This window comes from Paraburkholderia aromaticivorans (genome assembly GCF_002278075.1).
In the GTDB taxonomy this organism is placed as follows: Bacteria; Pseudomonadota; Gammaproteobacteria; order Burkholderiales; family Burkholderiaceae; genus Paraburkholderia; species Paraburkholderia aromaticivorans.
This window is the reverse complement of the sequence record NZ_CP022991.1, coordinates 448,585-475,564: the sequence shown is the minus strand read 5'-3', so window position 1 is coordinate 475,564 and position 26,980 is coordinate 448,585. Positions and strand designations below refer to the sequence as shown.

At 61.4% G+C, this 26,980-nt stretch carries 26 protein-coding genes and 3 pseudogenes; 13 read left to right on the top strand and 16 right to left on the bottom strand.

What is annotated here, in order from left to right; all coding sequences use genetic code 11:
- Positions 1-29: 29 nt before the first annotated feature.
- The 10 genes and pseudogenes from CJU94_RS42050 to CJU94_RS35135 form a co-directional block, all read right to left on the bottom strand.
- The gene (locus CJU94_RS42050; RefSeq protein WP_244221163.1) at positions 30-695 is read right to left on the bottom strand and encodes a hybrid sensor histidine kinase/response regulator; all 666 of its coding nucleotides are present in this window, start codon (positions 693-695) and stop codon (positions 30-32) included.
- Positions 673-1,689 (bottom strand): ATP-binding protein, encoded by a 1,017-nt coding sequence (locus CJU94_RS42045; RefSeq protein ID WP_244221116.1) that lies wholly within the window; start codon positions 1,687-1,689, stop codon positions 673-675. The genes CJU94_RS42050 and CJU94_RS42045 overlap by 23 nt, the downstream gene beginning before the upstream one ends.
- A gap of 1 nt (position 1,690) precedes the next feature.
- Complete coding sequence (locus CJU94_RS35165) at positions 1,691-2,683, bottom strand: ATP-binding SpoIIE family protein phosphatase (RefSeq protein ID WP_095423248.1); 993 nt, start codon at positions 2,681-2,683, stop codon at positions 1,691-1,693.
- Complete coding sequence (locus tag CJU94_RS35160) at positions 2,668-3,054, bottom strand: anti-sigma regulatory factor (RefSeq protein ID WP_244221162.1); 387 nt, start codon at positions 3,052-3,054, stop codon at positions 2,668-2,670. The genes CJU94_RS35165 and CJU94_RS35160 overlap by 16 nt, the downstream gene beginning before the upstream one ends.
- A gap of 11 nt (positions 3,055-3,065) precedes the next feature.
- Positions 3,066-3,445, bottom strand: a pseudogene (locus CJU94_RS35155) (STAS domain-containing protein).
- A 1-nt stretch (position 3,446) separates the two neighbouring features.
- Positions 3,447-3,578 (bottom strand): annotated as a pseudogene (locus tag CJU94_RS42040) (anti-anti-sigma factor); the annotation flags it as partial.
- Positions 3,551-3,664 (bottom strand): annotated as a pseudogene (locus tag CJU94_RS42355) (glyoxalase); the annotation flags it as partial. The pseudogenes CJU94_RS42040 and CJU94_RS42355, both read right to left, overlap by 28 nt.
- 146 nt (positions 3,665-3,810) lie before the next feature.
- Entirely contained in the window at positions 3,811-4,683 is an 873-nt protein-coding gene (locus CJU94_RS35145) for an AraC family transcriptional regulator (RefSeq protein WP_095423246.1), read from the bottom strand.
- Between the two features lie 392 nt (positions 4,684-5,075).
- A complete protein-coding gene (locus CJU94_RS35140) occupies positions 5,076-5,666 on the bottom strand; it encodes a hypothetical protein (RefSeq protein ID WP_244221115.1) in 591 nt (196 codons plus the stop codon).
- A 312-nt stretch (positions 5,667-5,978) separates the two neighbouring features.
- Positions 5,979-6,281 (bottom strand): VF_A0006 family four-cysteine protein, encoded by a 303-nt coding sequence (locus CJU94_RS35135; protein WP_095423244.1) that lies wholly within the window; start codon positions 6,279-6,281, stop codon positions 5,979-5,981.
- A 191-nt stretch (positions 6,282-6,472) separates the two neighbouring features.
- Here CJU94_RS35135 and CJU94_RS35130 point away from each other — a divergent pair, with 191 nt between their 5' ends.
- The 4 genes from CJU94_RS35130 (at position 6,473) to CJU94_RS35115 (ending at position 10,255) form a co-directional block, all read left to right on the top strand.
- Complete coding sequence (locus CJU94_RS35130) at positions 6,473-7,204, top strand: oxygen-binding di-iron domain-containing protein (RefSeq protein ID WP_095423243.1); 732 nt, start codon at positions 6,473-6,475, stop codon at positions 7,202-7,204.
- Positions 7,205-7,393: 189 nt separating this feature from the next.
- The gene (locus CJU94_RS35125; RefSeq protein ID WP_095423242.1) at positions 7,394-8,503 is read left to right on the top strand and encodes a substrate-binding protein; all 1,110 of its coding nucleotides are present in this window, start codon (positions 7,394-7,396) and stop codon (positions 8,501-8,503) included.
- Between the two features lie 550 nt (positions 8,504-9,053).
- Positions 9,054-9,554 carry a hypothetical protein gene (locus tag CJU94_RS35120; protein ID WP_095423421.1) on the top strand — a complete coding sequence of 167 codons (501 nt, stop codon included), beginning with the start codon at positions 9,054-9,056 and terminating at the stop codon, positions 9,552-9,554.
- A 314-nt stretch (positions 9,555-9,868) separates the two neighbouring features.
- Positions 9,869-10,255: an ester cyclase gene (locus tag CJU94_RS35115; protein WP_095423241.1), complete on the top strand. Its 387-nt coding sequence runs from the start codon at positions 9,869-9,871 to the stop codon at positions 10,253-10,255.
- Between the two features lie 140 nt (positions 10,256-10,395).
- Here the strand turns inward: CJU94_RS35115 and CJU94_RS35110 are convergent, their stop codons facing one another.
- Entirely contained in the window at positions 10,396-11,355 is a 960-nt protein-coding gene (locus CJU94_RS35110; protein ID WP_095423240.1) for a LysR family transcriptional regulator, read from the bottom strand.
- A gap of 112 nt (positions 11,356-11,467) precedes the next feature.
- Here CJU94_RS35110 and CJU94_RS35105 point away from each other — a divergent pair, with 112 nt between their 5' ends.
- The gene (locus tag CJU94_RS35105) at positions 11,468-12,658 is read left to right on the top strand and encodes a M20 aminoacylase family protein (RefSeq protein WP_095423420.1); all 1,191 of its coding nucleotides are present in this window, start codon (positions 11,468-11,470) and stop codon (positions 12,656-12,658) included.
- Positions 12,659-12,719: 61 nt separating this feature from the next.
- Positions 12,720-13,994, top strand: coding sequence for an MFS transporter (locus CJU94_RS35100; RefSeq protein WP_095423239.1), 1,275 nt, complete (start codon positions 12,720-12,722; stop codon positions 13,992-13,994).
- 29 nt (positions 13,995-14,023) lie between these two features.
- Here CJU94_RS35100 and CJU94_RS35095 read toward each other — a convergent pair whose 3' ends face one another.
- On the bottom strand, positions 14,024-14,947 hold the full coding sequence (locus CJU94_RS35095; RefSeq protein WP_095423238.1) for a LysR substrate-binding domain-containing protein: 924 nt from the start codon (positions 14,945-14,947) through the stop codon (positions 14,024-14,026).
- Between the two features lie 139 nt (positions 14,948-15,086).
- Between CJU94_RS35095 and CJU94_RS35090 the strand changes: the two genes are divergently transcribed.
- The 7 genes from CJU94_RS35090 to CJU94_RS35060 all read left to right on the top strand — a co-directional run bounded on the left by CJU94_RS35090 (position 15,087) and on the right by CJU94_RS35060 (position 22,322).
- Entirely contained in the window at positions 15,087-16,409 is a 1,323-nt protein-coding gene (locus CJU94_RS35090) for an NAD(P)/FAD-dependent oxidoreductase (protein WP_095423237.1), read from the top strand.
- Between the two features lie 56 nt (positions 16,410-16,465).
- Complete coding sequence (locus CJU94_RS35085; protein ID WP_095423419.1) at positions 16,466-17,191, top strand: amino acid ABC transporter ATP-binding protein; 726 nt, start codon at positions 16,466-16,468, stop codon at positions 17,189-17,191.
- Between the two features lie 51 nt (positions 17,192-17,242).
- Complete coding sequence (locus CJU94_RS35080; protein WP_095423236.1) at positions 17,243-18,061, top strand: substrate-binding periplasmic protein; 819 nt, start codon at positions 17,243-17,245, stop codon at positions 18,059-18,061.
- 53 nt (positions 18,062-18,114) lie between these two features.
- On the top strand, positions 18,115-18,921 hold the full coding sequence (locus tag CJU94_RS35075; RefSeq protein ID WP_095423235.1) for an amino acid ABC transporter permease: 807 nt from the start codon (positions 18,115-18,117) through the stop codon (positions 18,919-18,921).
- Positions 18,922-18,947: 26 nt separating this feature from the next.
- A complete protein-coding gene (locus tag CJU94_RS35070) occupies positions 18,948-20,285 on the top strand; it encodes an NAD(P)/FAD-dependent oxidoreductase (RefSeq protein WP_095423234.1) in 1,338 nt (445 codons plus the stop codon).
- Between the two features lie 24 nt (positions 20,286-20,309).
- Complete coding sequence (locus CJU94_RS35065; protein ID WP_095423233.1) at positions 20,310-20,993, top strand: SDR family NAD(P)-dependent oxidoreductase; 684 nt, start codon at positions 20,310-20,312, stop codon at positions 20,991-20,993.
- Positions 20,994-21,344: 351 nt separating this feature from the next.
- Complete coding sequence (locus tag CJU94_RS35060; protein WP_095423232.1) at positions 21,345-22,322, top strand: phytanoyl-CoA dioxygenase family protein; 978 nt, start codon at positions 21,345-21,347, stop codon at positions 22,320-22,322.
- Positions 22,323-22,670: 348 nt separating this feature from the next.
- Here the strand turns inward: CJU94_RS35060 and CJU94_RS35055 are convergent, their stop codons facing one another.
- The 4 genes from CJU94_RS35055 to CJU94_RS35040 all read right to left on the bottom strand — a co-directional run bounded on the left by CJU94_RS35055 (position 22,671) and on the right by CJU94_RS35040 (position 26,977).
- Positions 22,671-24,047 (bottom strand): MFS transporter, encoded by a 1,377-nt coding sequence (locus CJU94_RS35055; RefSeq protein WP_095423231.1) that lies wholly within the window; start codon positions 24,045-24,047, stop codon positions 22,671-22,673.
- 63 nt (positions 24,048-24,110) lie between these two features.
- On the bottom strand, positions 24,111-24,872 hold the full coding sequence (locus CJU94_RS35050; RefSeq protein ID WP_095423230.1) for an SDR family NAD(P)-dependent oxidoreductase: 762 nt from the start codon (positions 24,870-24,872) through the stop codon (positions 24,111-24,113).
- Positions 24,873-24,896: 24 nt separating this feature from the next.
- Positions 24,897-25,235 carry an NIPSNAP family protein gene (locus CJU94_RS35045; RefSeq protein WP_095423229.1) on the bottom strand — a complete coding sequence of 113 codons (339 nt, stop codon included), beginning with the start codon at positions 25,233-25,235 and terminating at the stop codon, positions 24,897-24,899.
- Positions 25,232-26,977 carry an FAD-dependent oxidoreductase gene (locus CJU94_RS35040; RefSeq protein WP_095423228.1) on the bottom strand — a complete coding sequence of 582 codons (1,746 nt, stop codon included), beginning with the start codon at positions 26,975-26,977 and terminating at the stop codon, positions 25,232-25,234. The genes CJU94_RS35045 and CJU94_RS35040 overlap by 4 nt, the downstream gene beginning before the upstream one ends.
- Positions 26,978-26,980 lie beyond the last annotated feature (3 nt).

Below are 26,980 nucleotides of genomic sequence, written 5' to 3'. Positions count from 1 at the left end.
CACCGTCCCGTTGAGCGCGACCTTCTTTCTCAGATCCCTGCCAGATAGTCCAACAGGGCCTCGATCGGGACGGGCTTCGTAAAGAAGTGGCTAAACCCGGCTTCACTCGCCTCTGCTCGAAACGCTTCAGTGGAATACCCGCTCATTGCGACCAGCGTCGGCGATGTTGACTCGCCGCCAAGCAAATGCTTCGCGAGGTCGAACCCAGACATATCGGGCAGGCCAAGATCGAGAAAACCGACAGACGCTTCAAACGTGCCGGCAATTTTCAGCGCTGATGCACCGTCGTATGCAACCATGCAACGATGCCCATGCATTTCGAGCAACGCGGCCAACGCGTCAGCGGAGTCCCGGTTGTCGTCAACGACCAGCACTTTGTGCTCTTCGCCAACCCTTTTTCCGGCTGATACGAGACTTGGAGTGTCCACAAGCTCTTCATTGACAGTGGGCAGCGTCACGACGACCCGTGTGCCCTTGCCGAACCCCTCGCTATAGGCTTTAACCGATCCACCGTGATCGTGTACAAGCCGCTGCACGACGGTCAGCCCGATGCCAGGCCCGGCGTCCTGGCGGCCGATTCCGCCGCCCGCCTGGGCAAACAAGTCGAACACCCTCGGCAGCATGGCGGGATCGATTCCGATACCGTGATCCGTAAATGCGATCTCGACCTCGCTACCAACGCGCGTGACGGAAATTGCAATGGAATCGGGCTGCGACGTGTAGCGCGCTGCATTGTGGATGGATGTTGGTGAACACCTGCTTGAGCCGCGCGACGTCGACTCGGACCCGCACCTGTTCGGGCGGATACTCCGTCTGGATGCGGTGTCCCCGCCGCCTGATTTCGGCCGCGGCCATCTCGATCCCACCGTCGATAAGCGTATCGATCCGTACAACCTCAGTCTGCAGTTCCACCTTCCCACGCGTCAGCCGTGAAACATCGAGCAGGTCGTCGACCATCCGCGATAGCTGCGCGGTATGCCGCCCAATGACGGCCAGGGTATGCTCCCCACGGCTTTCACCGGCATGCGCTTCGAGTTCGAGCGAAAGCGAAATGGCGGCGAGCGGATTGCGCAACTCGTGTGCGAGCATGGCGAGAAACTCGTTCTTGCGGATATCCGCTTCCTCGAGTTCGGTCTGCTTGCGGCGAAGCTCCTCAAGTGCGAGCAGCATTTCCCGGTTTTGCTGCTCGAGTTCTTCCACGGGACTCTGAGGCTTTCGCTGGGTAAGCCGGTCGACGAGGCCGCCAAGGTCGCGCACCGACAGACGTCCCGTGCCACGTGGCAGGAACATCTCCAGCGTCACGGTCGTGCCTTTGCCGGGTTGCGACTCAATAAAGAAACCATCGGTCATACGCCGGCTGCCAGGAATGCCTACGCCGGTCGCGCCGGGCCGCTGGCCGGAGTTGAGCAACACCGTCTCCAGATTGGCAATGCCGGGCCCTTTGTCGCTAATCTGCGCGACGACACACTGCGTTTCGGCCGCGTCCGTCGCATCGCCCACGAAGAAGGTCAGCGTGCCGCCACCGCCGAACTGGATCGCATTACGCGATATCTCCGAGACGGCCGTGATGAAGCGCGTACGCTGCACGCTGTCAAGACCGAACAGTTCGCCGAGCTGACGCGACCGATCGCGTACCGCCACGAGACTCAAATTGGAACTGACGGGCGTCGCGAGGATTCGATGCCGCATATCAAAGCGCCTTCACGACGACGACAGTCGCATCGTCCACGTCGCGTGCGAAGTCACGATGCAGCACACTCGCAATAAGACTCGGATGCCGGCTTGTCAATCCGGGATGGCGGTTGAGATTCCAGCGCGTGGAAAGTCCGTCCGTGGTGGCAATGAATACGCTGCCGGGCACCCAACGGGCTTCCGTATGCCGGACTACGCGCATGTTGTAGCCGACGGTCCCGTCGGTCGAAAGCAGATGCTGCGAAGTCTCTCCGCCATGGACGATGGCGATGATATTACCCACACCCGCAAACGACAGCATGAAGTTGACCGGGTCCAATTTGGCGATTGCCATCACCGCTCCACGCGTGCCTTTAATGCCCAGATGGACATTGCGCAGCATATCGGCTGGCGATCCGCTCGGATCGGACGCCATGAAGACGTCGACCGCCCGCCGTGACGCTTCGGCTGCAAGCGGACCATGGCCAAGGCCGTCGATCAACGTCAGCCACATGCTGTCTCCCGCGTGACGCACTGCCCATGCATCGCCGCTTACAGTCTGACCCAGCTTAGGCGTTGCCCTCGTGCCGACCAGAAACGGCGAGCGTTGTGCCACGGCTCCTTCACCGACACGCGCAAATAATGCGGTGCCGCTGCCGGCGATCGAACACACGTCGAAGAGCGTCGAATGCCGTGCGATGGTTCCGAGTCCAGCGCCAAGGCTGCCGCCGGTAGAAAAACCGTCGGAACATGCCGCGCCAAGATTGCCGATACCGGGGCCTCGATCGAGCGCGAACACATCCAGCCTGTTGGCCCCGTCTTCGCTGGCGCTTTTCAGGGAGATCTCGCCGTGGCCGGCATATTTGAGAATGTTAGTCGCAGCCTCGGTCACAATTAATGCCACGTCTGCCTGCGATTTCTCCGAAAGGCCGACGGATTGCGCCATATGCATCGCGCGCCTGCGCGCGTCTGCCACGCCGCTTTTGTCGCCGAGGCTTAGCGTCGTTTCCATTGAATAATGCTCACTCTCGTACCGCCACCCACTGTCGACGAAATGTCGAACTCGTTGACAAGCCGGCGTGCGCCGCCCAACCCCAACCCCATGCTCCTGGCTGTACTGAAGCCGTCCTGAAGCGCCCGTTCGATATCCGGGATACCTGGCCCGTTGTCCTCGAAAACGAGTTTGATTCCAACCCGCCCATCGCGCTCGACCTCAGATATAGTAAGCGTCCCCCCTTGGCCATGCACGAGCGTATTACGTGCGAGTTCGCTCGCCGCGGTAACGAATTTGGTTCGATCGAGCGTACCGAAGGCCAGCCGCGTAGCCCAATCCTGAACCGTCTTGCGGGCCAGGTTGACCTGATCGGGCGAGCGAATGTCCAGAACGGCTTCGCTTAGGGTAACGATGAGTGGTCTCCCGCGTCGTCAAGCGACTTGCGCAGCAAAACCGTCCCCTTGTCGACATCGAGTGCCGTGCGGATACCTTAGACATCCCCAGTTCAACCAGCGTAATAGCCACAGCAGGCCGCATGCCCACCAATACGGTGGTGGCGTCCATCACACGCGCCATGGCGGCAATACGACCCAGCGTTCGACCGATAAACGAATCGACAATTTCCAGAGCGGAGATGTCGATCAATACTCCTTTTGCACGGGTCTTCTCGATTCGCAACGTTAAGTCGTCCTGCAAGCTCAGCACCAATTCATCGTGCAGTTCAACCTGAATTGACACGAGCAGAAATTCGCCAAGCTTGAGGACAGGGATCTGCTCCATTTCAATTGTCCTGCTTCAAAGCGGCGATCTTGGTCACCGTCATGCCGACGCGCCGCAACGCGATTTTTAGTGCCTCGGCGAGCGTAGCCTTTGTCACGACATCGCCCAGGTCGACGCCCAGGTGAACAATAGTTCAAGACCAAATATATCCTGGTAGAACCGCTTCGCGTCATTCACTTCTTGCGTCTCGATGTTTGCAACTATTCTTTTGACTTTCATGCGTTTCCTCCATGTTCGGCATTGAGACTTTGCAACTCCTCGTCGCATCGAACCAGAGATGCAGATCACACCACGGGCACGGGATAGCCGCAGTCCGCAATCGTCAATCCCTGCCCAACCACTGCCTCCCGCGCCTCGGCAATCTGTTACACGAGGGGAATGTAGATATCGGTCTGCCACTGGTCCTGCGGCGTTTCCGGAGAGACGCTCAGGTAGTGAAAGAACAGTGGATGGTCCCGCAGTTCCTCTCCGCTTCCGGGAAGCCAGTCACGATAGATCGGATAGATTGTTTCGCCGATGTGGTCGGTCGATCCAATATGTCGAACCACCGCGCATCGACCGCCCGGAATGACGAGTTCGTGGATATTGTAGGCGTTCGCGGCCACTGGCTCGTCGATTTCTCCGCAGATGTCGAAGCGAAACGCATCTGCCGGCGTCGTGTCAGGGTTATTGCGCGGGATACCAAACGTTCTGCTCGACGCAATGGGAGACTGCCCACTTTGCTTACGCCAGTCGACGAACTTGCGCACGCTTTCGTTGACGAGCCCGATCGATCCGCAGTGTTCAAGCGCGGCGACGCGAGTTTCCAAAAAATCGACAATCCGTACTTGCATGGTGAGTTTCCTCGAAAGATAGGGGACGACAAAAGTCGCGCTCCAGATCTGCCAATTCGGATGCTGGCGAAACGAGCTCGGCGTCACGCCAAACGCACGCTTGAAAGCCCGGCTGAAGGCTTCGGGGCTGTCAAAGCCCGCGTCGAGCGCGGCGTCGAGCACCGAACAGAATTCGCGTGAAGCCAGGCGCTGGGCGGCCTTGCGCAAGCGCATCAGCTGCACGAAGCGTGCGACCGGCACTCCCACATATGCGGCAAACTGTCGATGAAAATGGAACCTGGAGAAGTTCGCGACGCGGCTTAGCGCTTCCACAGACAGGTCGCCCTCGATGTTCGTTTCGATGTACGCGAGCACGGCATCGAAGCGCTTCGTGTATGCGCAAGTGGCGTCAACGTGAGCTTGCATGGTCTGGATATCTGGATTGTGCGACTTGCGTTATGGTCGCTCATGTTCAAGACATTGCGCCTAGCCGCTCTTGCTCTATCCTCAGAAGCCCTGTCCGATAGGGCCCGCCTCACCTCGCTAAGGCAGTCCTGAGCGCGGACCGGTGCGCGGCATCGAATGCTGCTTTGTCAGCCCGGCGCGGGTGTGGCAAGTCTTGTCCTCACGTCGGCAGTCAAAGCGGAGGCCGGTCCAGTTGGCCCATTGCTGCACGGACGCCCTCTTCCGTTCACGCGCTGCGTAACTACTTAGCTTCCAGGGCGCCGGAATGTCGATGGTAACGGCCCACCGCGGACGGCCGCACTTTCACGAAACGGTCATTTCGGTAGCGCTTGACGACTCGCCTCGCCACGCCATCAGTGGCCTCCGGCAAGGTCAGCCGGCCCAGATTGACAGTGCGCGAGACTCGCCACGATCTCCTGGATGACCGGGATGTCCGGGGCGTTTTGCAGCAGCAAATCGGGAGAGCACCAAGGATATGGAAGCATGCTGGCCCATTCAAGAATCGAGTCACCTAGTTCGCCCGGCAAGTTCCTCATCTCCTCGATCGTGATCTTGAGCCTTGAGATCAAGTTGGAATCGTCTCGACAACACCATTCGTAGTTCCCGAAGCCTACCCGCACTGCGCCCGAAAGTTTCTCCGTCATGCAGACGAGCCAATTGCAGCGAAATGCGGCCGCTCCATCCGGCGGAATTTCCATGCAAAAGGTATAGATATTTTCATAACGTTGTGCGAACTCACTGACCACAACAGCCGATATGCCGGGCAGGCCTTTCGTTGTCGTCGGAAACGTTATCTCATCGGTTTTGACATCGATGACGAGTTCCGCGTCAGCAGAGAATGCCCGGGAGAGCAGATGCGGGCGGTTGCGATCTTTGGCAAAAATATAAGTCTCGATCGATCGGCGTAACGGCATCATTTCTGCATCCGCGAAACTGGAGTTCATTTCGCGACGAGTCTACGCGATGTTCTTGTGCGGACTGTGATGACCCTATGTTGTGCAGGGAATGACAGGCTTTGCGGTCCCCCTGCCAGATTGGGATGGCGACAGAGTCGCAGGTCTCCGTTCAGGGACCCGCGTTTGTCCGAATCACCGACTCACGGTGGGTTGCCCACGATTGATACCACCTTGGGGAGTGTCCCCTTGGGCCGCGCGCGGTCCGCTGCGCAACGTACAGCTGATCCGTTGCAAGTCGACCGGTAACCACCTCATCCCAAGCTGCACCGGAGCGTGCATGCACACCTTAGCCGGCACATTTCACATCTGATTCTGGCGTCGGCATGCTCGCTGGATTTCGTGAACCGCAAACGCGTCCCTCACGCCCTGTACATTCTGCAGGACACACGCGTAATACGATTTTTCGCGAGGTAATAGCAGCGCGCTGTTTCTGTAGAGCGCGTCGCACGAGTCTTTGATTGCGCCCGCCGCTATGCGGCTCTCGCTGTTTCTGAGCGAAAGTAGAATGCATTGATCGTACTCTGGATTGTCGTTGCCGAGCGCCAGTGCCGAGAACGGCAAGGCAAGCACGATCGAGATAAGCAGATAGGCGATATTACGCATGGTTCTGGGTGAAACGCGAGGATCGAGGCGGTTGTCGATTGTCGGCGATTTCCAGATCGATGTCGATTGTGTCGGACTGAGCCAGAAGTGCTCATTGGACATCAGTACCTGAATGATCGACAATCGGCAAACGTGCACCGTCGATTTGACCGAAGCTGGACTACGTCGGTCACCCAGGAAAGGAGCGCACCATGGCAGCCCTATCCCTTTCAAGCGATACCACAATCCACGAGATTTCGGAGCGCATCTATCGCATCTCCACGCCCGTCCAGATTCCCGGTGGCGGCGGATTCTCGTTCAACCAGTACCTGATCGACGACGACGATCCGCTGTTATTTCATACTGGTCTGCGCAGGCTGTTTCCGGTCGTCCGGGAAGCAGTGGAGCGAATCATACCAATCGATCGTTTGCGTTATGTCGGATTCTCACATTTCGAAGCCGACGAATGCGGCGCACTCAATGAATTTCTCGCTGCAGCGCCGCATGCGGAGCCCATTTGCGGCCAGATAGCGGCCATGGTTTCGGTGAGTGATTATGCTGACCGGCCGCCGCGAGCGCTGGCTGACGACGAGACAATCCCGTTAGGGCAGCATAGCGTGCGCTGGCTTGATACGCCGCATTTGCCGCACGCGTGGGAATGCGGGTTTCTCATGGAGACAGCGTCGGCAACCTTACTCTGTGGCGACTTGTTTACCCAGGGCGGCTCACATAACCCGCCGCTTACCGAGGGCGATATCCTCGAGCCGAGCGAGGCATTCCGTCACGAGATGGACTACTTCTCACATACGAGGAACGCCCGCGCAATGCTGGAGCGCCTTGCTGCATTGCAGCCGACCACGCTGGCCTGCATGCACGGCAGCGCCTGGCGCGGCGATGGGGCAGCCTTGTTGCGCGCGCTCGCAGACAGTGTCGAACGCGCCTAGCCTTCGCGCTGAAGGGTACGGGACGAGTCGGCCACCAGCAATCGGCCAATTGCCGCCGCTGGGCCGAGCGGTCGAAATTGGAAAATGTTGCGGTTACTCGTCCTATACTGCTTCGATGGTGTCGATGTAATCGCGCTCCACAGCGGTCGCCTGGAAGGTTGCCAGCCGGGGGGAGATCAGGAGGACGTCATGACCCAATCCGCCATAAAGATCGGAGTCGTCGCCGAGCAGACCGGCGCACTCTCGTTCATGGGCATCGCCGATGCCAACGTGGCAAAAATGGTGATCGACGACATCAATGCGAGCGGGGGTCTGCTCGGGCGGCAACTCGCGCTCTGTCTTGAGGACGGCGCGACTACGGATAGCGTGGCAACGGCGAAGGCCACCAGGCTGATCGAGCGCGATCGGGTCGACGTGCTGCTCGGCGGAATCTACAGCTCCACGCGACAGGCGATCAAGGGCCCCGTCAAGAAGAACGGCAAGCTATACATCTACCCCGAGCAGTACGAAGGTCAGGAGGCGGACCCGCTAGTCTTCTGCACCGGCCCGGTACCGGCACAGCAGCTCGAACCGCTCATTCCCTGGCTCATGCAGACGACGGGGGCGAAGACGTTCTATCTGCCTTCGGCCGACTACATCTGGCCACATGTGATGAACAGGAAGGTGCGTGAGCTCGTTACCGCAAACGGCGGCCAGATCGTCGGGGAGGAATACTATCCGCTCGATCACACAGACTATCGCGAGACAGTGAGAAAGATCGTGGCCAGCGGTGCCGACGTAGTTTTCCATACCATCGTCCCGCCAGGGCTCACGCCGTTCTTCGAGGAGCTCTACCGCTCCGGCTTCCAGAAGCGAGGCGGTAAGCTCGTCTGCACCTACTTCGACGAGAACTTTCTCAATCTGGTGCCGGCCGGGCAAGTCGAAGGTCTCTACGGCTGCCTCGACTATTACCAGGCACTCGACGATCCATTCAGCTGCGATCTGCTCGCGCGCTACAACGAACTCTTTCCCGGCAGCGCGCAGTTCACCGCCGGCAGTGCCTGCACCGGTCTCTATCGCGGCATGAAGCTCTGGGAGGCGGCGGTGCGCGAGGCGGACACCATCGATCAGGATAAAGTGATCGCGGCGCTCGACCACGCGAAGATCGCGCAAGGACCCGGCGGCCCGGCGGAGATGGTGCCTGGGCAGCATCACGTCCGCATGAACATGTACATCGCCCAAGCGGCGGGCGGCCGGTTCGAGGTCGTCAAGAAGCTGGGCGCCATCGAACCGAAAGAACAGAACATGGCGGGTCTTTGATTCATTGCGTCGCGGCAGGGTCCCTTTAGCTTCGACGCTCGCATTCTCGGCCCGTTATGGGAAGTCGACGACACGCCTCCGCGATTTCAGCCGCGTCGGCGCGCTATCCGGAGGGTGCGCGGAGACTGCGATTCTTCGGAATGGGCATGCAATTGCCGACCTCACCTTCTATTTCACCCACCAATACATAAGCCCCCTACCCAGCGAGCGCGAATGTCCACGGTCGACACGACCCATCCTTCTTCGCCCGGTCTCCGTTGTTATGCGTCACCGTTGTCCGGCTAGCCGGGTTTGGCGCGCAGGCATGGCAATAGTTTGATCTCACGCCGGCTCGGCAGACTACGCTGGTTCGCCTACCCGGCACGCCAGGAACGGTCCGGGACCTGTGTCCAGCGCTGGCGCTCCGAAATGATAATGTGCCAAGCGCGGGTTTGGCCCCATTGTCAGGGCCATCCGGTCGGCCTCTACAATCAGCCCTGCCGGCGCGCCTTTCAGTAAGCCATGGAGCACGGCATGGATCATCCACTTGCAATTCAAGGGAGCCAAAAAGATGAAGTTCTTTTTGCGGTTCTTTACGATCGTCCATGGGCTGATGGCTGCTCTCTTCACCTGCGCCGCGCTAATGTTGATTGCGATTGCGGCGCGTGTCGGATCGACTGCATTTGCGAGTCAATGGGATCAGGGAAGCGCTCAATCCATTATCGAAGCTTTGGGGCTCCTGGCAGGCGCCGTTGTCGCTTTGCAGATCGCCGAGACCATCGTAGAGGAAGAGGTCATACGGGAGGCTGACGTGAGTGCGCCGACGCGGGTTCGGCGTTTCATGTCGCGCTTCCTGGTGGTGGTTGTCGTCGCGCTCGCCATCGAAGGGCTCGTGGCAACGTTCAAAGCGCTTCATCAGGATCCATCGCAGCTTCGCTATGCGGCCGGGCTGATTGCGTCGACAGCCTTGCTTCTTGCCTCCTGGGGGATTTTTGTCCACCTGAACCGGTCCGCGGAAGAGTTAGAGCCTGAGGCCATGGCGGACGTGAAACGAGAAGACAGCAAAGTATGATAGCCGGTGCAGGATATGACGCCCGGATGCCGGCCGTGACACGAACCGCCTGATCCGGGCGGAAAACCTTCGCGACGGTGAGGCTCGTTGGTCGGGCGACCGCTATCGGGGCCGGTGGACCGAATCAAAAGTATCAATTCTCGGTGTTGCAGCGTGCGCGTCGGGCCAGCCTTGGCGGACACACGATTTCGTTCGACACAGGGCGAGGCGGCGGTAATCGGCCTCGGCCATTTCCGGCCATTTCCGGCCATTCGACATCATGGCTCGGATCGTTGAAAATGAGCTGATCTCTCTAAGCATGGTGAACGATAGCAATGGGCGAAAGTAACCTTTCCGGAATCTACCGGCGCTATATTGCCTGCCTGAACAAGCAGGACTGGTCACAGCTCGGGGACTTTGTTGGCGGCGATGTGCGATACAACGGCGAACGGATCGGTTTGTCAGGCTATCGCGAGATGCTTGAGAGAGATTTTCGTGAAATCCCGGACCTACGCTTCGAGATTCGACTTCTCATTTGCGAACCGCCGCATATTGCCAGCCGACTGCATTTCGACTGCACGCCGATCGGTACGTTTCTTGGCCTTCCCGTGCAAGGGAAACGAGTCAAGTTCGCAGAGAACGTCTTCTATGAATTTGGCGGCGACAAGATTCAGCAAGTCTGGTCGGTTATCGATAAATCCGCGATTGAGAGCCAGTTGTAGCGGCACATGGCACATGGCACATGGCACATGGCGCCGGCAGCCTGCCGCACGGCCGCCGACAACCCACGCAAGAACGCGGGATGAAGGTCATCACCGAAACATGCAGCACGCAGGTCGCGTCTGCCAATACCTCCCTCTGTTCATCGACCTTTCCCGGCCGCACCGGCCGCCCAGCCTCTTTGCATCGCCTCCACCAGCTGCTTCCACAAGAACGCGGCAGCAGGCGACAGGCGCCGACCAACCCGGCGTACCACCTGATTGCTGAACTCGCGTGCGATCGGATGATCGATTTCTAGCGCAACGAGTTTGCCCGCGTCGATATATTGCCGCGCGGCATCGGTCGACATGAACGCGACGCCGAGACCCGCCGCCGCGATCGCCTGCGCCGCGGCGAACATATCGCACCGGTAAGCTGGCGTCAGACTGAGCCGCTCCGCGCGAATAATCGAATCGACGTACTGTTGCACGCCGAAACGCGGCGGCATGAAAATCAGGCGGGCGTCGGCCAGCTGCTCGAAACGGACACGCTGAAGTTCCGCCAACGGATGACGGGGGCTCACGAACGCGCAGAACGGCGCGGCGCGAAACGTGCGCGAGCGTATCGCCGGGTCCCGCGCGCCGCCTGCGCATAGGCCGAGATCGACCTCATCGTTGCGCACCATCGCGATGATTTCGGACGTCGCGCCTGTATGCAGATCGACGACGATATCCGGAAACTGCGCGCTGAAACGCTCGAGCACGATGGCCAGCAAATTGCCGACGAACCCCTCGCCGCACCCGATACCGATCCGTCCGCGCCGCAGCCCCCGGTAGTCCTCCAGTTGCATAAGCATCTCGGCGTCGCGGCGCCGGTTCTCGCGAAAGTGCTCGACAAGGCTCAGGCCGATCTCCGTGAGCGCCACGCGCCGGCCCTGCCGCTCGAGCAGCGCCACACCGTGTGCGCGCTCCAGCTGCGTCACCTGCCGGCTGATTACCGACGCATTGATGCCGAGCGCATCCGCCGCCGCCCGCACGCCACCATGCACGGCGATTTCATGCAGATAGCGGAGGCTGCGCGGATTAAGGGCATCTTTCTGAGGGAGATCGGCTTCGGTTGACATATTTTCTTGACCGTTGACATGCAGGTCAACATTATCGACCCAGAAACGTCATTGATCGCACGTTTTTGCAGCGAAATACTGACGCTTCGCTTTCTTCATGTATGTCGATCCCATGACCCAAACCCCGCATTTTTGTACGCTCAACGAAACCAGCGATCTGGACGACGAACTGCGCGACATTCGTCACCGGTTGCACCAGCACCCCGAGCTGGCCTATCACGAGTTTCAGACAGCGGACCTGATTGCCGAGGCGCTGCAACGTTGGGGCTACGAAGTAACACGTGGCCTGGGCGGAACCGGCATGGTCGCATCGCTTAAGTCGGGAACGGGCTCGCGGGCCGTTGCCGTACGCGCCGACATGGATGCGCTACCCATCACCGAGGCCACCGGCCTGCCCTATTCCAGCGTTCACCCCGGCAAGATGCACGCCTGTGGCCACGACGGTCACACGGCGATGGTCCTTGGCGCGGCGCGGCATCTGGCGCGCACGCGCCGCTTCGACGGAACGGTCCATCTCGTCTTCCAGCCGGCCGAGGAAATCGGCACGGATAGCGGCGCGCAACGCATGATTGCCGACGGTCTGTTCGAGCGCTTCCCTTGCGAGGCGATCTTCGGCCTGCACAACCATCCGGGCGCGCCGACGGGCACGTTCATGTTCCGCAGCGGCCCCTTCATGGCCGCATGCGATACCGTCGACATCACGATTCACGGCCGCGGCGGTCACGCTGCGCGCCCCCATCTCACCACGGATCCGCTCGTGATCGGCGCAGGACTCGTGACGGCGCTGCAGACCATCGTGTCGCGCAACGTCGATCCGATGCAGTCCGCCGTGGTCACGATCGGCGCGTTCAATGCGGGACACGCGCCTAACGTGATCCCCGAAACGGCGCGCCTTCAACTGAGCGTGCGCTCGTTCGATCCCGGCGTGCGCAAGCTGCTCGAAACACGCATCCGCGCGCTCGCCAACGCGCACGCGCAGGCGCACGGCGCCAGCGTCGATATCGACTATGTGCCCGGCTATCCGGTGCTCGTCAACAGCGCTCAAGAAACTGAATTCGCGTTGCAGGTCGCACGCGAACTAGTGGGCGACGAACGCGTGGTCGATGGCTTCGGTCCGATCGCCGGCAGCGAGGACTTCGCCTTTTACCTGCTGGAGAAGCCGGGCTGCTTCCTGCGCGTCGGCAACGGCATGGACACGCCCATGCTGCACAACGCGAAGTACGACTTCAACGACGACAATCTGACCGTCGGCGCCGCGTTCTGGACGCGGCTGGTCGAGCGGTTTCTGGCGTCGAACATCTGAGCGCGCGTCAGAAAGCGCAGACGGAACCATCATAAATACGCCTACGGTGAGGACCTAAACCATGTCAACCCAGCCTCTTGCATCGCCCGGCACGATTGCGATTTCGCAGACCCGCATTGTCGTGGCGGCCGTCATCGGCAATCTGCTCGAATTCTTCGATTTCACGGTCTATAGCTTTTTCGCGCTGACCATCGCCAAGCTTTTCTTTCCGTCGCAAGATCCCGTCGTGTCGACGCTGCTGGCGTTGTCCGCGTTCGCGATCGGCTTCGTGGCGCGGCCCGTCGGCGGCTTCGTGCTCGGCCATTACGCGGACAAGCACGGACGCCGGGCCGCGCTCACGCTGACCATCTTCCTGATGGCCGTCGGCTCCGCGGCGATCGGGCTCGCGCCGACCTACCAGACGATCGGCATCGCCGCGCCCGCGTTAATCGTGATAGCACGCCTCGTGCAAGGTTTTGCGCAAGGCGGCGAGTTCGGCGCGGCCACTGCGACGCTGCTGGAAACGGGCTCCGCCAGGGGGCGCGGCTTTCGCGCCAGCTGGCAACTGGCGAGCCAGGGCGCGGCCGCGCTGCTCGGCTCGGGCATGGCTGCGTTGCTCACCTATCAATTGACCGCGGCCGAACTTCTCGATTGGGGATGGCGTGTTCCGTTTCTGGCCGGCACGTTGATCATGCCCGTGGGCGTGTATCTGCGCCGGCATATCGTGGACGATGAGCCCATCAGAACGGAGCAGTCGCGCTTCGAACCGGCCCTCGTGCGCAAATGGTTCTTGACCGTCTTCGCGATCATGGGCATGACGGTCGCGACCTACGTCCTGATGTACTACATCCCAACCTACTCGATTCAGTATCTGAAAATGCCGGCCAAGCTGTCGATGCTGGTCTCGATTGGCGCCGCATGCGTGTCCCTGACCATGTGCCCGGTCTGGGGCGCGCTGTCGGACCGCATGGGCCGCAGAAAACCGTTGACCGTATTCGGACGCGTGGCGCTCATCGCGCTGCTGTATCCCGCATTCTGGCTGATGAACCAGTTTCCGACGTTGCCTGTCGTCATCAGCCTGATCGTTCTCTTGATGTTCTTCTACACGATGGGTTCGGCGCCGGCCTATGCGCTCATGCCTGAGAACTTCCCGAAACATGTGCGCGCAGGGTATCTGGCAAGCGCGTATGCCGTAGCGGTGTCGGTGTTCGGCGGCACGGCACAACTCGTGGTTGCGTGGCTCATCAAGGTAACGGGCAATACGATGGCGCCGGCATGGTACATGATCGCATGCGTCGTCATTTCTCTTGGTGCCGTGATGATGCTCGAAGAGACCGGGGGACGCGATCTGGCCTGATGGTGTCGGGAGGGGTTCGGCCAGTACGGCTATCCGACGGCGGACCCCAGATCGGCTTTCGAGTGTTTTGCTTCAAGCGTCATCGTCTCGTTGGCGATCTTCAGAAAGCTATCGACGATCGGATTGGTATATTGAAGCTGGGGACACACCGTGAATCCACGGAACACAATATCCGGTGAAAACGGCCGGAACTTGATCTTCATGGTATTGGCATCCAGAGTCGCAAGCGGATTCACGATGCCGATTCCCAAACCGCGCGACACCATCGCGCAAATCGTCGCGCCGTATGGTGTTTCGATTGTCGGCACCTGATTGACTTCCGCCTGACGCAACACGCGATCCAGCGACGAGCGCGTGTCGTCCGCATACGACGGCAGGATCAGCTTTTCACCGCGCAGGTCCCGTGCGTGGATACGCTTTCGCGCCGCCAGCGGGTGCCCGGCCGGCAGCGCGCATACACCGGGCAGCCGGTATAACTCGGCGCTCGTCACACCGAACGCATCGGGCGTCGTCGTGGCGAATCCGATATCGCAATAGGCCGACGAAGCCCAGCGCTGGATCGTGCCTTCGCTGCGCATTTCCAGCGATATCGCGATGCGCGGATAGACGGCCAGAAAACGCTCGATCACCATCGGCACGAAAGACAACGCCAGCACCGGCGCCGCGACGAGCCGCAACCGGCCACTGCCGAACTGGCGGATCTCACGCGCGGAATGCGCGAGTTTTTCGAGGCCCACGAAACTCCGGTCCACTTCGCGATAGAACGCGCTGCCCGCGTCCGTGGCCTGAATACGCCCGCCGTTGCGCGTGAACAGCGTCAGGCCCGTCGAGGCCTCCAGTTCCGCAATCAACCGGCTGATGCTCGGCTGCGACGTGCCGAGTTCCTCGGCGGCGGCGGTCATCGAGCCGCGCAACATGACCAGCCTGAACGCTTCGATTTGCCGTTGGTTCATCTGCCCGCCTCGCCTGTTTTCGTTGATTCAGTCCTCAGCTTGCCATATCAAAAATGAATGGCAGCCGTTTTTGATCGTATTTGACCGGATGGATGGCCCAAACCTAGACTGGCTGGAATCCTCTCACCGGCGATACACGATGCGTTCCGAGGCCCTGCTGTTTCATGACGATTTTCGCGTGACCCCCTACTGGTGGGACGCCGCGCCGCCCGAGACCGTGCGCGACGCGTTGCCGTCCCGGGTCGACGTGGTGATCATCGGCAGCGGGTATTGCGGCTTGTCGGCGGCCGCCGAAGCTGCGCGGCTCGGCACGAGCGTCGCCGTGCTCGACGCCGCCGAAATCGGCGCGGGGGGCAGCACGCGCAGCGGCGGGATGGTGTCGAGCGGACAGAAGCTGGCGCTGACCAATGCGATTCGTGGAGTCTCCGCGGAGCGGCTGGGACGGCTGATGAGCGAGTCCATGGCGAGCTTCGATTATCTGAAGCGCCTTGTCGCCGATGAGCAGCTCGACGCCGATTTGCAGATCACCGGTCGCTTCTTCGGCGCGTTCACGCCACGTCATTTCGATGTTTTGCGGCGCCAGGGCGAACTGTTGCGCGACAAAACGGGCGTGACAGTGCACGTGGTGCCGCGCGCGGATCAGCATGCGTTGATCGGCTCGGACTACTACTACGGTGGGATTCTCGTCGATGAATACGGCGGCCTGCATACCGCCAAATATCATCGCGCGCTACGCGATCTCGCCCGGCGTTGCGGCGCGACTTTGCATTCGCATGCAGGCGTGGAACGGATCGAACGCAACGGCGCCTGTTTCAGGGTTCATGCAACGCGGGGCAAAATCGACGCGAAACATGTGCTGGTCGCGACCAACGGTTATACGGGAGCGCTGCTGCCGTTCTTCGCGCGGCGCGTGCTGCCGGTTGCGAGCTATCAGATTGCGACGGAACCGCTGCCGCCTGGACTAATGGCCGTGCTGAATCCAGGACGCCGGATGATCAGCGATTCGAAACGCAATCTCTTCTACACGAGGCCGTCGCCCGACGGCACGCGGATGCTGTTCGGCTCGCGCCCGGCGATTCGCGAGGTGAGCGAGCGCGTGGCGGCGAGGATGCTGCACGCGAAGATGATCGAGTTGTGGCCCGCCTTGCGCGACGTGCGCATCACGCACGCGTGGAAGGGTTATGTCGCGATGACGGGCGACAGGCTTGCACATATCGGCGAACGGGAAGGCATTCATTACGCGCTGGGTTGCAACGGCAACGGCGTGGCGCTGATGAGCTATCTGGGCGCGCGGGTCGTAAAACACATGCTTGGATTCGATGCGAAGTCCGGCGCATTCGGCGAAGGCGCGTTCCCGATCAGTCCGGCCGGCATGGCGAGCCGCCTGAGCGTGCCGGTCGGCACGGCGCTCTATACGTTCGACGATCTCTGGAGCGGCCGGGTGCGTGCCACCCTCTCCTGAACTGGACGTCGACACTGAAACCGAAGCCGATGCGCTTCAGGCTTGAGGAGCAGCAGATGATTTCTCTGCGTAACGTTTCGAAGTGGTACGGCGAGCAGCGCGTACTGACCGATTGCTCCGCCCACATCGGCCGGGGCGAAGTGGTCGTGATTTGCGGGCCGTCCGGTTCCGGCAAATCGACGTTGATCAAGTCCGTCAATGGACTGGAGCCGGTGCAGCAAGGCGAGATCGTCGTCGACGGCACGCCGGTCTCGGCACGCGAGGCTAACCTGCAAAAGCTGCGCGCGCGGGTCGGCATGGTGTTTCAGCATTTCGAGCTATTTCCGCACTTGAATATTCGCCAGAACCTCATGCTCGCGCAGGTCAACGTATTGCGCCGCAGCCGCGACGAAGCCGCCGACAAGGCGCGCATGCTGCTGCAGCGCGTCGGTTTGCGCACGCATGAGGACAGGTTTCCGTCCCAGTTGTCGGGCGGCCAGCAGCAACGGGTGGCGATCGCGCGCGCGTTGTCGATGGATCCCGTCGCCATGCTGTTCGACGAACCGACCTCCGCACTCGACCCCGAGATGGTCAATGAGGTTCTGGACGTGATGACCGAACTCGCGCAGGACGGCATGACGATGCTCTGTGTCACCCATGAGATGGGCTTTGCGCGTCGCGTCGCGGACCGGGTCGTGTTCATGGATCAGGGCGCCATCGTCGAGGACGACACGAAGGACGCTTTTTTCGATCGTCCCCGCTCGGCTCGTGGCCGCGACTTTCTCTCCAGGATATTGCAGTGATGTCCACGTAATTTTCTTTCCATCGCAGGTCTTTTCGACGGAGCAAACATCATGCGTTTTCGCCATCTTCTCAGCCTCATTGCGGTTGTCGTGCCTCTATCGTTCACGTTGACAGGCAACGCGCGTGCCGACGATGTCGGCACGCTGACGCCCGGCAAGCTGGTCGCCGGTGTCGATGCGAACAACAAGCCGTATTCGTATATCGACAACGGCAAGATGACGGGCTTCGACGTCGAATTGCTGCGGGCTGTGGCGGCGAAGCTTGGCCTGAGCGCCGAATTCCGCGCGCAGGATTTCAGTGGACTGCTGCCGGGCGTTGCGAACCAGCAGCTCGATCTGGCCGCCGGGTCGATTTCGATCACGAAGGACCGGCTGAAGATGGTCGATTTCTCGGAGGGCTATCTCACCGGTCTGCTGAGCGTGGCAACCCTGCCCGACAGCACGATTACGAGCGACCCGTCATCGGTGAAAGGTAAACGGATTGGCGTCGTGCAGGGCACCATCGAGGACACCTACTCGGACAGCTACCTGCCGGGTGCGCAGATCGTGCGCTTTCCGAACCTGAACGCGGGCTTCCTGTCGATGCGTTCGAAATACATCGACGGCTACTTCGTGGACAAGACGCTCGTCGAGGGCTTGCAGAGCAAGTACCCGCAATTGAACATCACGGACAAGCTCGATATCTCCGCCGTCAATCTGCCCGCCGGCTTCCCGGTGCACAAGGGCAACACGAAGCTCGAGGCGGCACTGAACAAGACCATTGACGAACTGGTCGCTGACGGTACGTGGGTCAAGTTGTACATGCAGTTCCACCCGGGTTATCCGAAGCCCGCGAGCCTGCCGCCCTATGCGATGAAGGCCGGTAGCTGATCAGGCCCGGCCGGCGGCTCAACCCGCCGCCGACGCTCAACAAGGAGCGCACCATGAATGCTTTCTTGCAGAACTTTCTCGACTGGCCGTTGCTGATCTCGTCGATGCCGTCGTTGCTATGCACAGGCCTCGTCAACACGCTGGTGCTGTCGGTGTTTTCGACCGTGCTGGGGATCGTCGCCGGCATGGTCCTCGCGTTGATGGCGGTGTCGCACACGCGCTGGTTGATGCTGCCCGCGCAGGTGTTCGTCGACGTGTTTCGCGGCCTGCCGGCAGCGCTCGTGATCTTGCTGGTCGGGCAAGGGCTGGCGCCTGTGGGACTGGCGATCTTTGGGCCCAATCCCTATCCGCTCGCGATCGTCGCACTTGGACTGATCTCGTCCGCGTACATCGCGGAGATTTTCCGCTCCGGCATTCAAAGCGTGGGGCGCGGGCAATTGTCCGCCTGTCAGGCGCTCGGCATGACGTACTGGAGCAGCATGCGCCACGTGATCGTGCCGCAGGGCGTGCGGCGCATCTTGCCGGCGCTTGCGAATCAGTTCATTTCGATCGTGAAGGATTCGAGCCTGGTCTATTTTCTTGGCCTGCTGACTTCGCAGCGCGATCTGTTCACGATCGGTCAGAACACGTCGGTGAATACCGCGAACCTGTCGCCGCTGGTGGCCGCGGGCGTGGTGTATCTGCTCGTAACCGTGCCGCTCACGCACGCGATCAACCACATCGACCGTTGGACAAACCGTCATTCGAATCCGGCGCGCGGCCATTCCAGAACGGGATCGTCACGCCGGCAGCGCAAGGCGCAGGCTTCGGCCAGTTCGACCGTCTCGGTCAGGGCCGGCGTCGCCGATCAACATAACTAGCCTTCACCGGCAGGATACTAGCCACGATGGGACCGAAAGTAGAAACAGTTGCCGACGACACCACCTTGCCCGCGCAAGTCGATGTCGTCGTGATCGGCGGCGGCATTATCGGCGTGAGCACGGCCCTTTATCTGAGCGAGAAGGGATTGCAGGTCGCCCTATGCGAGAAAGGCCATATTGCGGGCGAACAATCGAGTCGCAATTGGGGCTGGGTTCGCGTCACGCATCGCGACATGCGTGAGTTCGCATTGAGCATCGAAAGCCTGAAACTGTGGCGGAAAATGGACGCGACGTTGGGTATCGATACCGGCTTCAATCAATGCGGCATCCTCTACATGACCGACGAAGACACCGTGATGGACGGTCATCACGTGTGGCTCGACAAGGCGCACAACGTAGCGGGTGACACGTTCGACACGCGTGTGGTCGACGGGCGTGCCGTTGCCGAACTGCTGCCCGGCGCAACCAAAGCATTCAAGGGCGGACTCTACACCGCGGGCGATGGCCGCGCCGAACCGCAAAAAGCCGCACCCGCGATCGCCAACGCGTTGCGCAAACGCGGCGTCAAGATTCTGACGCCATGCGCCGCACGAGGCATCGAAACGAGCGCGGGGCGTGTCAGCGCGGTGGTCACGGAGCATGGCACGATCCGCTGCAACAGCGTCGTCGTCGCGGGTGGCGCATGGTCGCGGTTGTTCTGCGGCAACCTGAATGTCGATGTACCGCAACTGCTGGTCAAAGCCTCGGTGCTTCGCACCGAGCCGCTCGACGGCGGTCCGGCCTGTAGCGCGAGCAACAAGAAGTTCGCGTTTCGCAAGCGCGCCGATGGCGGCTATACGGTCGCGTTCGGCTTTCGCACCTATAGCGATCTCACGCCCGATTCATTTCGCCTGTTCTTCAAATATGTCGAAGCGCTGAAGAGCCAGTTGGGCTCGTTGCGCATTGGCATCGGCGCCCGCTTCTTCGATGAATTGCGCCGTCCACGTCATTGGGCGCTCGACCGTCCCACCGCGTTCGAAGCGGTTCGCACGCTCGATCCCGAACCGATCACCCGATACACCGACGCCGGCTTGCGCGAGTTCACCAAGGTCTTCCCGCATCTGGCGCACGCGCGAATCGCGCAGCGCTGGGCGGGGTATATGGACGTGACGCCCGACGCGATTCCAGTGATTTCCGGTGTCGATGCGGTGCCGGGCCTCTTTATCGGCACCGGCTTTTCGGGGCACGGCTTTGGCATCGGCCCGGCGGCCGGCAAGCTGATGGCGGATCTGGTGACGAACGACACGCCGCTCGTCAATCCGCACGCGTTTCGCCTCAACCGTTTCAGCGACGGTACGAAGATCGTTATCGACGCGGGTTTCTAACGCACTGCTTTCACGGAGATATCCATGCAAAAGGTAGCCATGATTTCCGGCGCGAGTCGCGGCATCGGGCTGGCAATCGCGACCGAGTTATCGCGGCGCGGCTATTTGTTGTCGCTGGGCGTGCGTGACCCTTCGGCGCTCATCTGTCGGTTCGATGCGTTGGTGTTTCCATACGAAGCACGCGACACCAACGCGGGCCGCCGCTGGGTCGAGGCGACGATCGAACGCTTCGGCCATATCGACGTGCTCGTCAGCAATGCGGGCATCTGCAAGCACATCAGCCTGGAAGACGGCACCGACGAACTGCTCGAAGAAACGCTCGACATCAACGTGAAAGCGCCGTTCCGGCTGATCCAGGCCGCGCTGCCGCACTTGCGCCGCGCGGGCGGTGCCCGCGTCGTGCAGATTGCGTCGCTATCCGGCAAGCGAGTGAAGAACCTCAACGCGGGCTATCAGATGTCGAAGCACGCCGCGATAGCACTGACTCATGCTGTACGGCGCGCCGGCTGGGACGATGGCTTGCGTGCGACGGCGATATGCCCCGGCTTCGTCAACACGGAAATGGCTACCGGCATCGCGGATCTCGATCCGGAAGCGATGACGCAACCCGAGGATATCGCACGGTTGGTCGCCAATACGATCGAAATGCCGAACTCGGCGAGTGTCGCGGAAATTCTCGTTAATTGCCGGCATGAGGATCTGTTTTAGCGCACCCCGGCCGATGATCGCTTCATGCCCACATCGAGTCAGAGCCGAAATGGACGCGGAAAGAGCGGAACGCGTATTTCCATAGCGATTGGCGGAAAGTACAAGGAATCCTTATCATTGGCGATTTTTCCTCTGCCCAACCTGATTGCGTCATAACCATTCTCGCTATGTTCGGGATCCAACAGAACAACGCATCCATAGCCCATATGATCTAACCGCTTTAATCCATCTCCCGTTGTAAAGAAACTGTCAGGCAGGGAAAATTACAGTCTGCTTGCGACCGTATCCAAGCTGGCTACGAGCCCTGCCGCATAGGGCGCAGATCGCGCGAAAAACAAATCAGGAAACCGAATGGACATGGTGACCCAACACGCTCCTGATCTCGGCGGCAACGCATTCATCGGGTCCCCCAGCCGGTTTCCGGAATACCTCTCTTCGCTGGAGCGCAACGGTTTCCTTTGCGTACCGGACTTTGCGTCGCCTGCCGACGTGCAGGTCATCAATGCCACACTGCACAAGCTCCTGCGCGATGGGACGGGTTTCAGGGAAGGGGCTCGGCGCGACCTCGTTGACCCCAACGATTCCCTGGGCTCCGACAGCTTGACGGAACTTGTGCTGCCGCACAACTATGCGCCCGAGCTGCATCAGACACGCTATTTTGCCGACGCCCTTCGGCTTGCGCGAACCATCCTCGGACCCGAAGCCGAATTCGCCTTCGACCATGCCATTCTCAAGCCCGCGCTGCACGGCGCACAAACGCCGTGGCATCAGGACGAGGCATACCAGTCGGGCCCGGAGCAGGGGCGCCGGCAGATCGCGGTGTGGATGGCAACCTCGGCGGCAACGGTCGAGAACGGGTGCATGCGTTATGTGGCCGGCTCGCATTTGGGTGAAGTCCTGGCACATCGCCCCTATCAAGGAGACGAGCGCGTCCATGGGCTCGAATGCATCGACGCATTCAATCCGGACGACATCGTCTACTGCCCTGTCGAGGCTGGCGGCATCGTGATTCATAGCGGACGCACGCTGCACGGCGCCGGGCCGAACCAGACGAGTCATGCACGTCTAGCCTACATCGTCGTGTTCGCCGCGCCCGGCACGGTGGCGCATGTACCACGGGAATTCAGTTGGCTGCAGCGTCCCGCCGAGGCGGCTTCGCAACGCCGCCGACAGTGGTTGATGCGAGGGGGCGTGCTGATCGAGTTCGCTCGCAAGGTCCGGCGCTCGCGCCAGCGCGCAACGAACGGATTCGCGCAGCACTTGCGGCAGGCGCTCATGCGTCGCATTCGTGAGAGACTCGGCGCGCGCGACTCGTCGAAAGTCAGGTAGTGCTCAGCGCGTCTTCGAGGAGCGTCGCTCTCCACATAAAGGCAAGCGATGGGACACATTGTTGCCGCTGAATCCAGCCCGTCTCCATGTCAGCAATGGCCGACGACGGAGCGTTCGTCTTCGCCAATCGGAAGGCCGTTAGAGGGGCTGCCGATACGGCCAGATCCGGGTCAAAGTCCGTTTGGGGCCGGTGGTCGACACGGCTCTGGTCACCAGATACGCTTCCAGGGCTTCCGTGCCACCCTCGGACCCGCACCGAATCCCTTTCCGGCGCCTTGACGAAGAACGCGCATCCGGTTCAGGCATCGCGCGGCGCATCGCCGCCGTCATGAGGCGATTCTGACCTCCCTACTCCGTGGGCGAGATCGTCTTCTCGGAGAACGCATGTTTAAACTTCGCTGCATCGATACCGCTAAGCGAGAACAGTGCGAGCGCCGCGACGAACGCCGGAACCGCGAGCAGCATGAACACCGCGCCGAATTTTAGACCCATGCTCATCATCACACCACCCGTCATCGCCCCGGCCACGGCGCCCATGCGGCCGACCCCGAGCATCCACGCGACACCCGTGGCGCGGCTTTGCGTCGGATAGAAAGCAGCCGCGAGCGCCGACATGGACGTGACCGCGCTCGTCACCGCAGTGCCGGTCAGGAAGATCAGGACGGCGAGCCAGAAACGGTCTGAAACACCGCTTCCGATGGTCAGCACCAGCGCCGCCGACAGCACGTAGGCACACGCATTGACCCGCCGCGGATTCGCGCGATCCATCACCCAGCCGAGGCACAGGTTGCCGAGAATGCCACCGAGCGGAAACAACGACGTGGTGAGCGCCGCGCTCTGCGCGGTGAAGCCCGCATCCTTGAAGAGCGTCGGCAGCCAGTTGGTGAGGAGGTAGTAGATCATCAGGCCCGTGAAGTACGCAAGCCATAGCATCGCGGTTCCGAAGCGGTACGGTGTCGACACGATCAACGACACCGACGACTTCTTCTGCGTCGCAGCGCGCGTATCGGCGGCGACGAAGCGGAGCGAGGCGCTATCGTCCAGGCGCGGGTCGTCGGAAATGCGGCGCAGCACGCGTGCGATCCGCTCCGCCGGGAGCTTGCGAATCACCATGAATTGCGCGGACTCGGGCAGCATCGCGACGAGCAGCGCCGCAAGTACGAGCGGCCCGATGCCGCCGATCACCAGCACGCTCTGCCAGCCGAAATGCGGAATCAGCCACGCCGCGCTCAGGCCGCCAATCGAGAGCCCCACGGAAAAACCGCAGAACATCGCATTGACGGCGATGGCGCGGATCCGGGCGGGCGCGTATTCCGACATCAGCGTGACCGCGTTCGGCATGGCCGCGCCCAGCCCGAGTCCGGTAAGAAAGCGCCACCCCGTAAGCGATTCGATGGAACCGGCTTGCGCAGAGACGACACTCCACACGCCGAAGAAAAACACCGACAACACGAGCACGGCCTTGCGTCCGATACGGTCCGCCGCCGGCCCGGCCGCGAGCGCGCCGATGCCCAGACCGACGAGCGCCGCGCTCATCACCGGGCCGAGCGCGGCGCGCGTGATGCCCCATTCGCCGATCAGCGAAGGCGCGATGAAGCCTACCGCCGCGGTGTCGAAACCATCGGCTGCCACGACCAGAAAGCAGAGGACCAGAATGATCCATTGATAAGGGGAGAAGCGTTGACTATCGATAAAGCTTTGGATTTCGAGGCTGTGCGTTTTCATTGCGGTTCGTCTCCGTTGATCTTTTTTAATGCGTACACGAGGCAAGCGGCGTTCTGTGAGCCGTCATGCCGCGCCCGATGCGTGCCAGCCGCCGTCCACGCTTAGCACCGCGCCGGTGATATAGCTCGCCGCATCGGAGGCGAGAAAGACAATGGCCTGCGCCACTTCGTCGGGATGCGCGAGGCGTCCCATGGGCGTACGGCGCTCGATGGACGGCAAGTCGATCTGCCCGTTTTTCGCGAGCTTCTGTGCGAGTTCGGTCGCGACATAGCCCGGCGCGACCGCATTCACGCGGATGCCCTCGCGGGCCCATTCGCATGCCATCGAACGGGTCATGGCCGCGATGCCTGCCTTGGCCGCGCCGTAGGCATTGCGCTGCGGTATGCCCGAAAGCCCGGCGATTGAGCAGAGATTCACAATCGCGCCGCGGCCTTGCGCGAGCATCGTCTTCGCCGCTTCGCGGCTGGCGAGAAACGTGCCGCGCAGATGAATGCCGATGAGCGTGTCGAAGGCCGCCACACTCTGTTGGACCGTCGGTTTCGCCTGTTCGCCGATGCCCGCGTTGTTCACGAGCACGTCGAGCCGTCCGCACGCGCTCATGATGTCGCCAATCATTGCGACGACATCGGACTCCGACGACACGTCCGCTCCGATAGCGAAATGCCCGGCGCCGTCGAGTTCCTCGATACGATGCCGCGCCGCATCGCGATGCAAGTCCGCGACCGCCACGCGATATCCCTGCGCGGCGAGCGCGCGCGCCGTCGCCCAGCCGATCCCGCTCGCGCCGCCCGTGACGAGCGCGACGCGTTGCCGTTCTTCGTTCATCGTCTCCTCCCTGGAACGTGCGATCTAGCGCGCCATGGCCGACAGGCTCTTGAACTCGACGCGCCTGATGATGCGACTCTCCTGCGCCACGATCAGATGCGCCGACGCCTGCAGATACGCCGGCCATTCGGGATCGTCGTCGCGCGCGGTACGGCGCCGGTCGTAATCCGCGATGCTTTCGTAGCCCCACAGATGCACGACCTGATTCAACGCGCCGATATCGCTCATATAAAAGCCGACGGGCGCGCCCAGATACTTGAGTTGAATCGGCATCGCAAGACGATCGAACACGTCGATGAACTCGACCATGCCACGCGGCTTGATGGTGTAGATGCGATGGTCGATGAATGACTTGTGGCTCATGCGGCGCTCCTCAGTTGGCTCACTGTGTTGTGCGTATCGGCACGACCGGCAAGATGCAATCCGGTGAGGTAGCCGAAGGTCATGATCGGACCGAGCGTGATTCCCGCGCCGGGATAGTTGCCGCCCATGACGCTCGCGCGGTCGTTGCCGACGGCGTATAGACCCGCTATCGGTTCGGCGCCCTTCAGCACTTGCCCATGCGCGTTGGTGGCGATGCCGTCGAAGGTGCCGAGATCGCCCATCACGAGCTTGAGCGCGTAATACGGCCCTTCGCCGATCGGGGCGACGCATGGATTCGGGGCATGCGTGGCATCGCCCAGATAACGATTGAAGGACGTCGTGCCGCGGCCGAAAGCGCGGTCCTGCCCGACTAACGCGTCGCGGTTGTATTCGCGCACGGTGGCTTCGAGGGCTGCACCATCGATGCCTGCGCGTTGCGCCAGTTCGGCGAGCGTGCGGCCCTTCACGAGATAGCCATTCTTCAGATGCGGCTTCAACGAAAGCGGCGCGGGCTTTGCGAAACCAAGTCCGTATCGGCGGATCGTCGTGTGATCGCAGATGAGCCACATCGCGGTCTCGCGCTCGTCGCGGCATGCTTCGATCATGGCCGCGCCGACGTCGTGATACGAATTTGATTCGTTGGTGAAGCGCACGCCGCCGCGCGTCACGCCGATCACGCCCGGCTTGTAGCGATCGAGCAGATGCGGAAAAACGCCGTAGCTGCCGTCTTTCATCGGCACGCGCGAGACGGGCATCCACGCGGCAGGCTGCGGATAACGAAGATCGACGCGCCCGCCCACTCGCTCGGCCATGCGTGCGCCGTCGCCGGTGTTACCCGTGGGGACGGGCGAGACGTGCTCGCCGCCGCGTTGCAGATGCGGATAGGCCGCTGCGATGCGCGCGAGATCGTGTGAAAAACCGCCGCAGGCGAGCACGACGCCGCGACGCGCCGAAATGCGCATCTCGCTTCCGTTCGCGACGACGATCGCGCCGCTCACTTGCCCTTTGTCGGTGATGAGTTCTTTTGCGCCGGTGCCGGTGTGAATCGGAATGCCGAGATCGAGCGCGGACTTCGCGAGGCGTGCGGCCAGCGCGTTGCCGCTGGTGACCTGCACGCCGCGCCTGTAAAACACGAGCTCCCTGAGATGGCTCGCCAGACGCTTCGCGACATACCACGCCGAAGCGAGCGACTTCGTCGCGTTGAAGAAGTGCTTGAGATCCGCGCTGGACGAATTGAACATCATGCCGATGAACGTGATCGACTTGAGCGGTGGACGCAAGCGTGCGATATCCGGGCCGAGCGCACGCGCATCGAACGGCTTCGCGACAATGGAGCGGCCGACGTCCACGCCGCCCGGCGCATCGGGATGGTAGTCGGGATAGAGCGTCGGCAAAAACTCGACCGAAGTTTCGCGCTCGAAGAAGTCGATCATGCGGGGGCCGTTGTCGAGAAACGCATCGACAGCGGTCTGATCGAACATCGATCCGGTTTCATGACGCAGATAATCGATCGCCGCGGCGCGCGTATCCTCGATGCCGGCGTGCTTCGCGTGCGGATTGCCGGGAATCCACAGCACGCCGCCGGAGAACGCCGTCGTGCCGCCGAAGTACGCTTCCTTCTCGACGACGATTACGTCGAGCCCCTGTTTCCTGGCGGTGATGGCGGTGGAAAGACCGCCGGCGCCCGCGCCGATCACGAGCACATCGCAAGCGAGATCGGACGACCGTGTTACGGTAGTCATCAT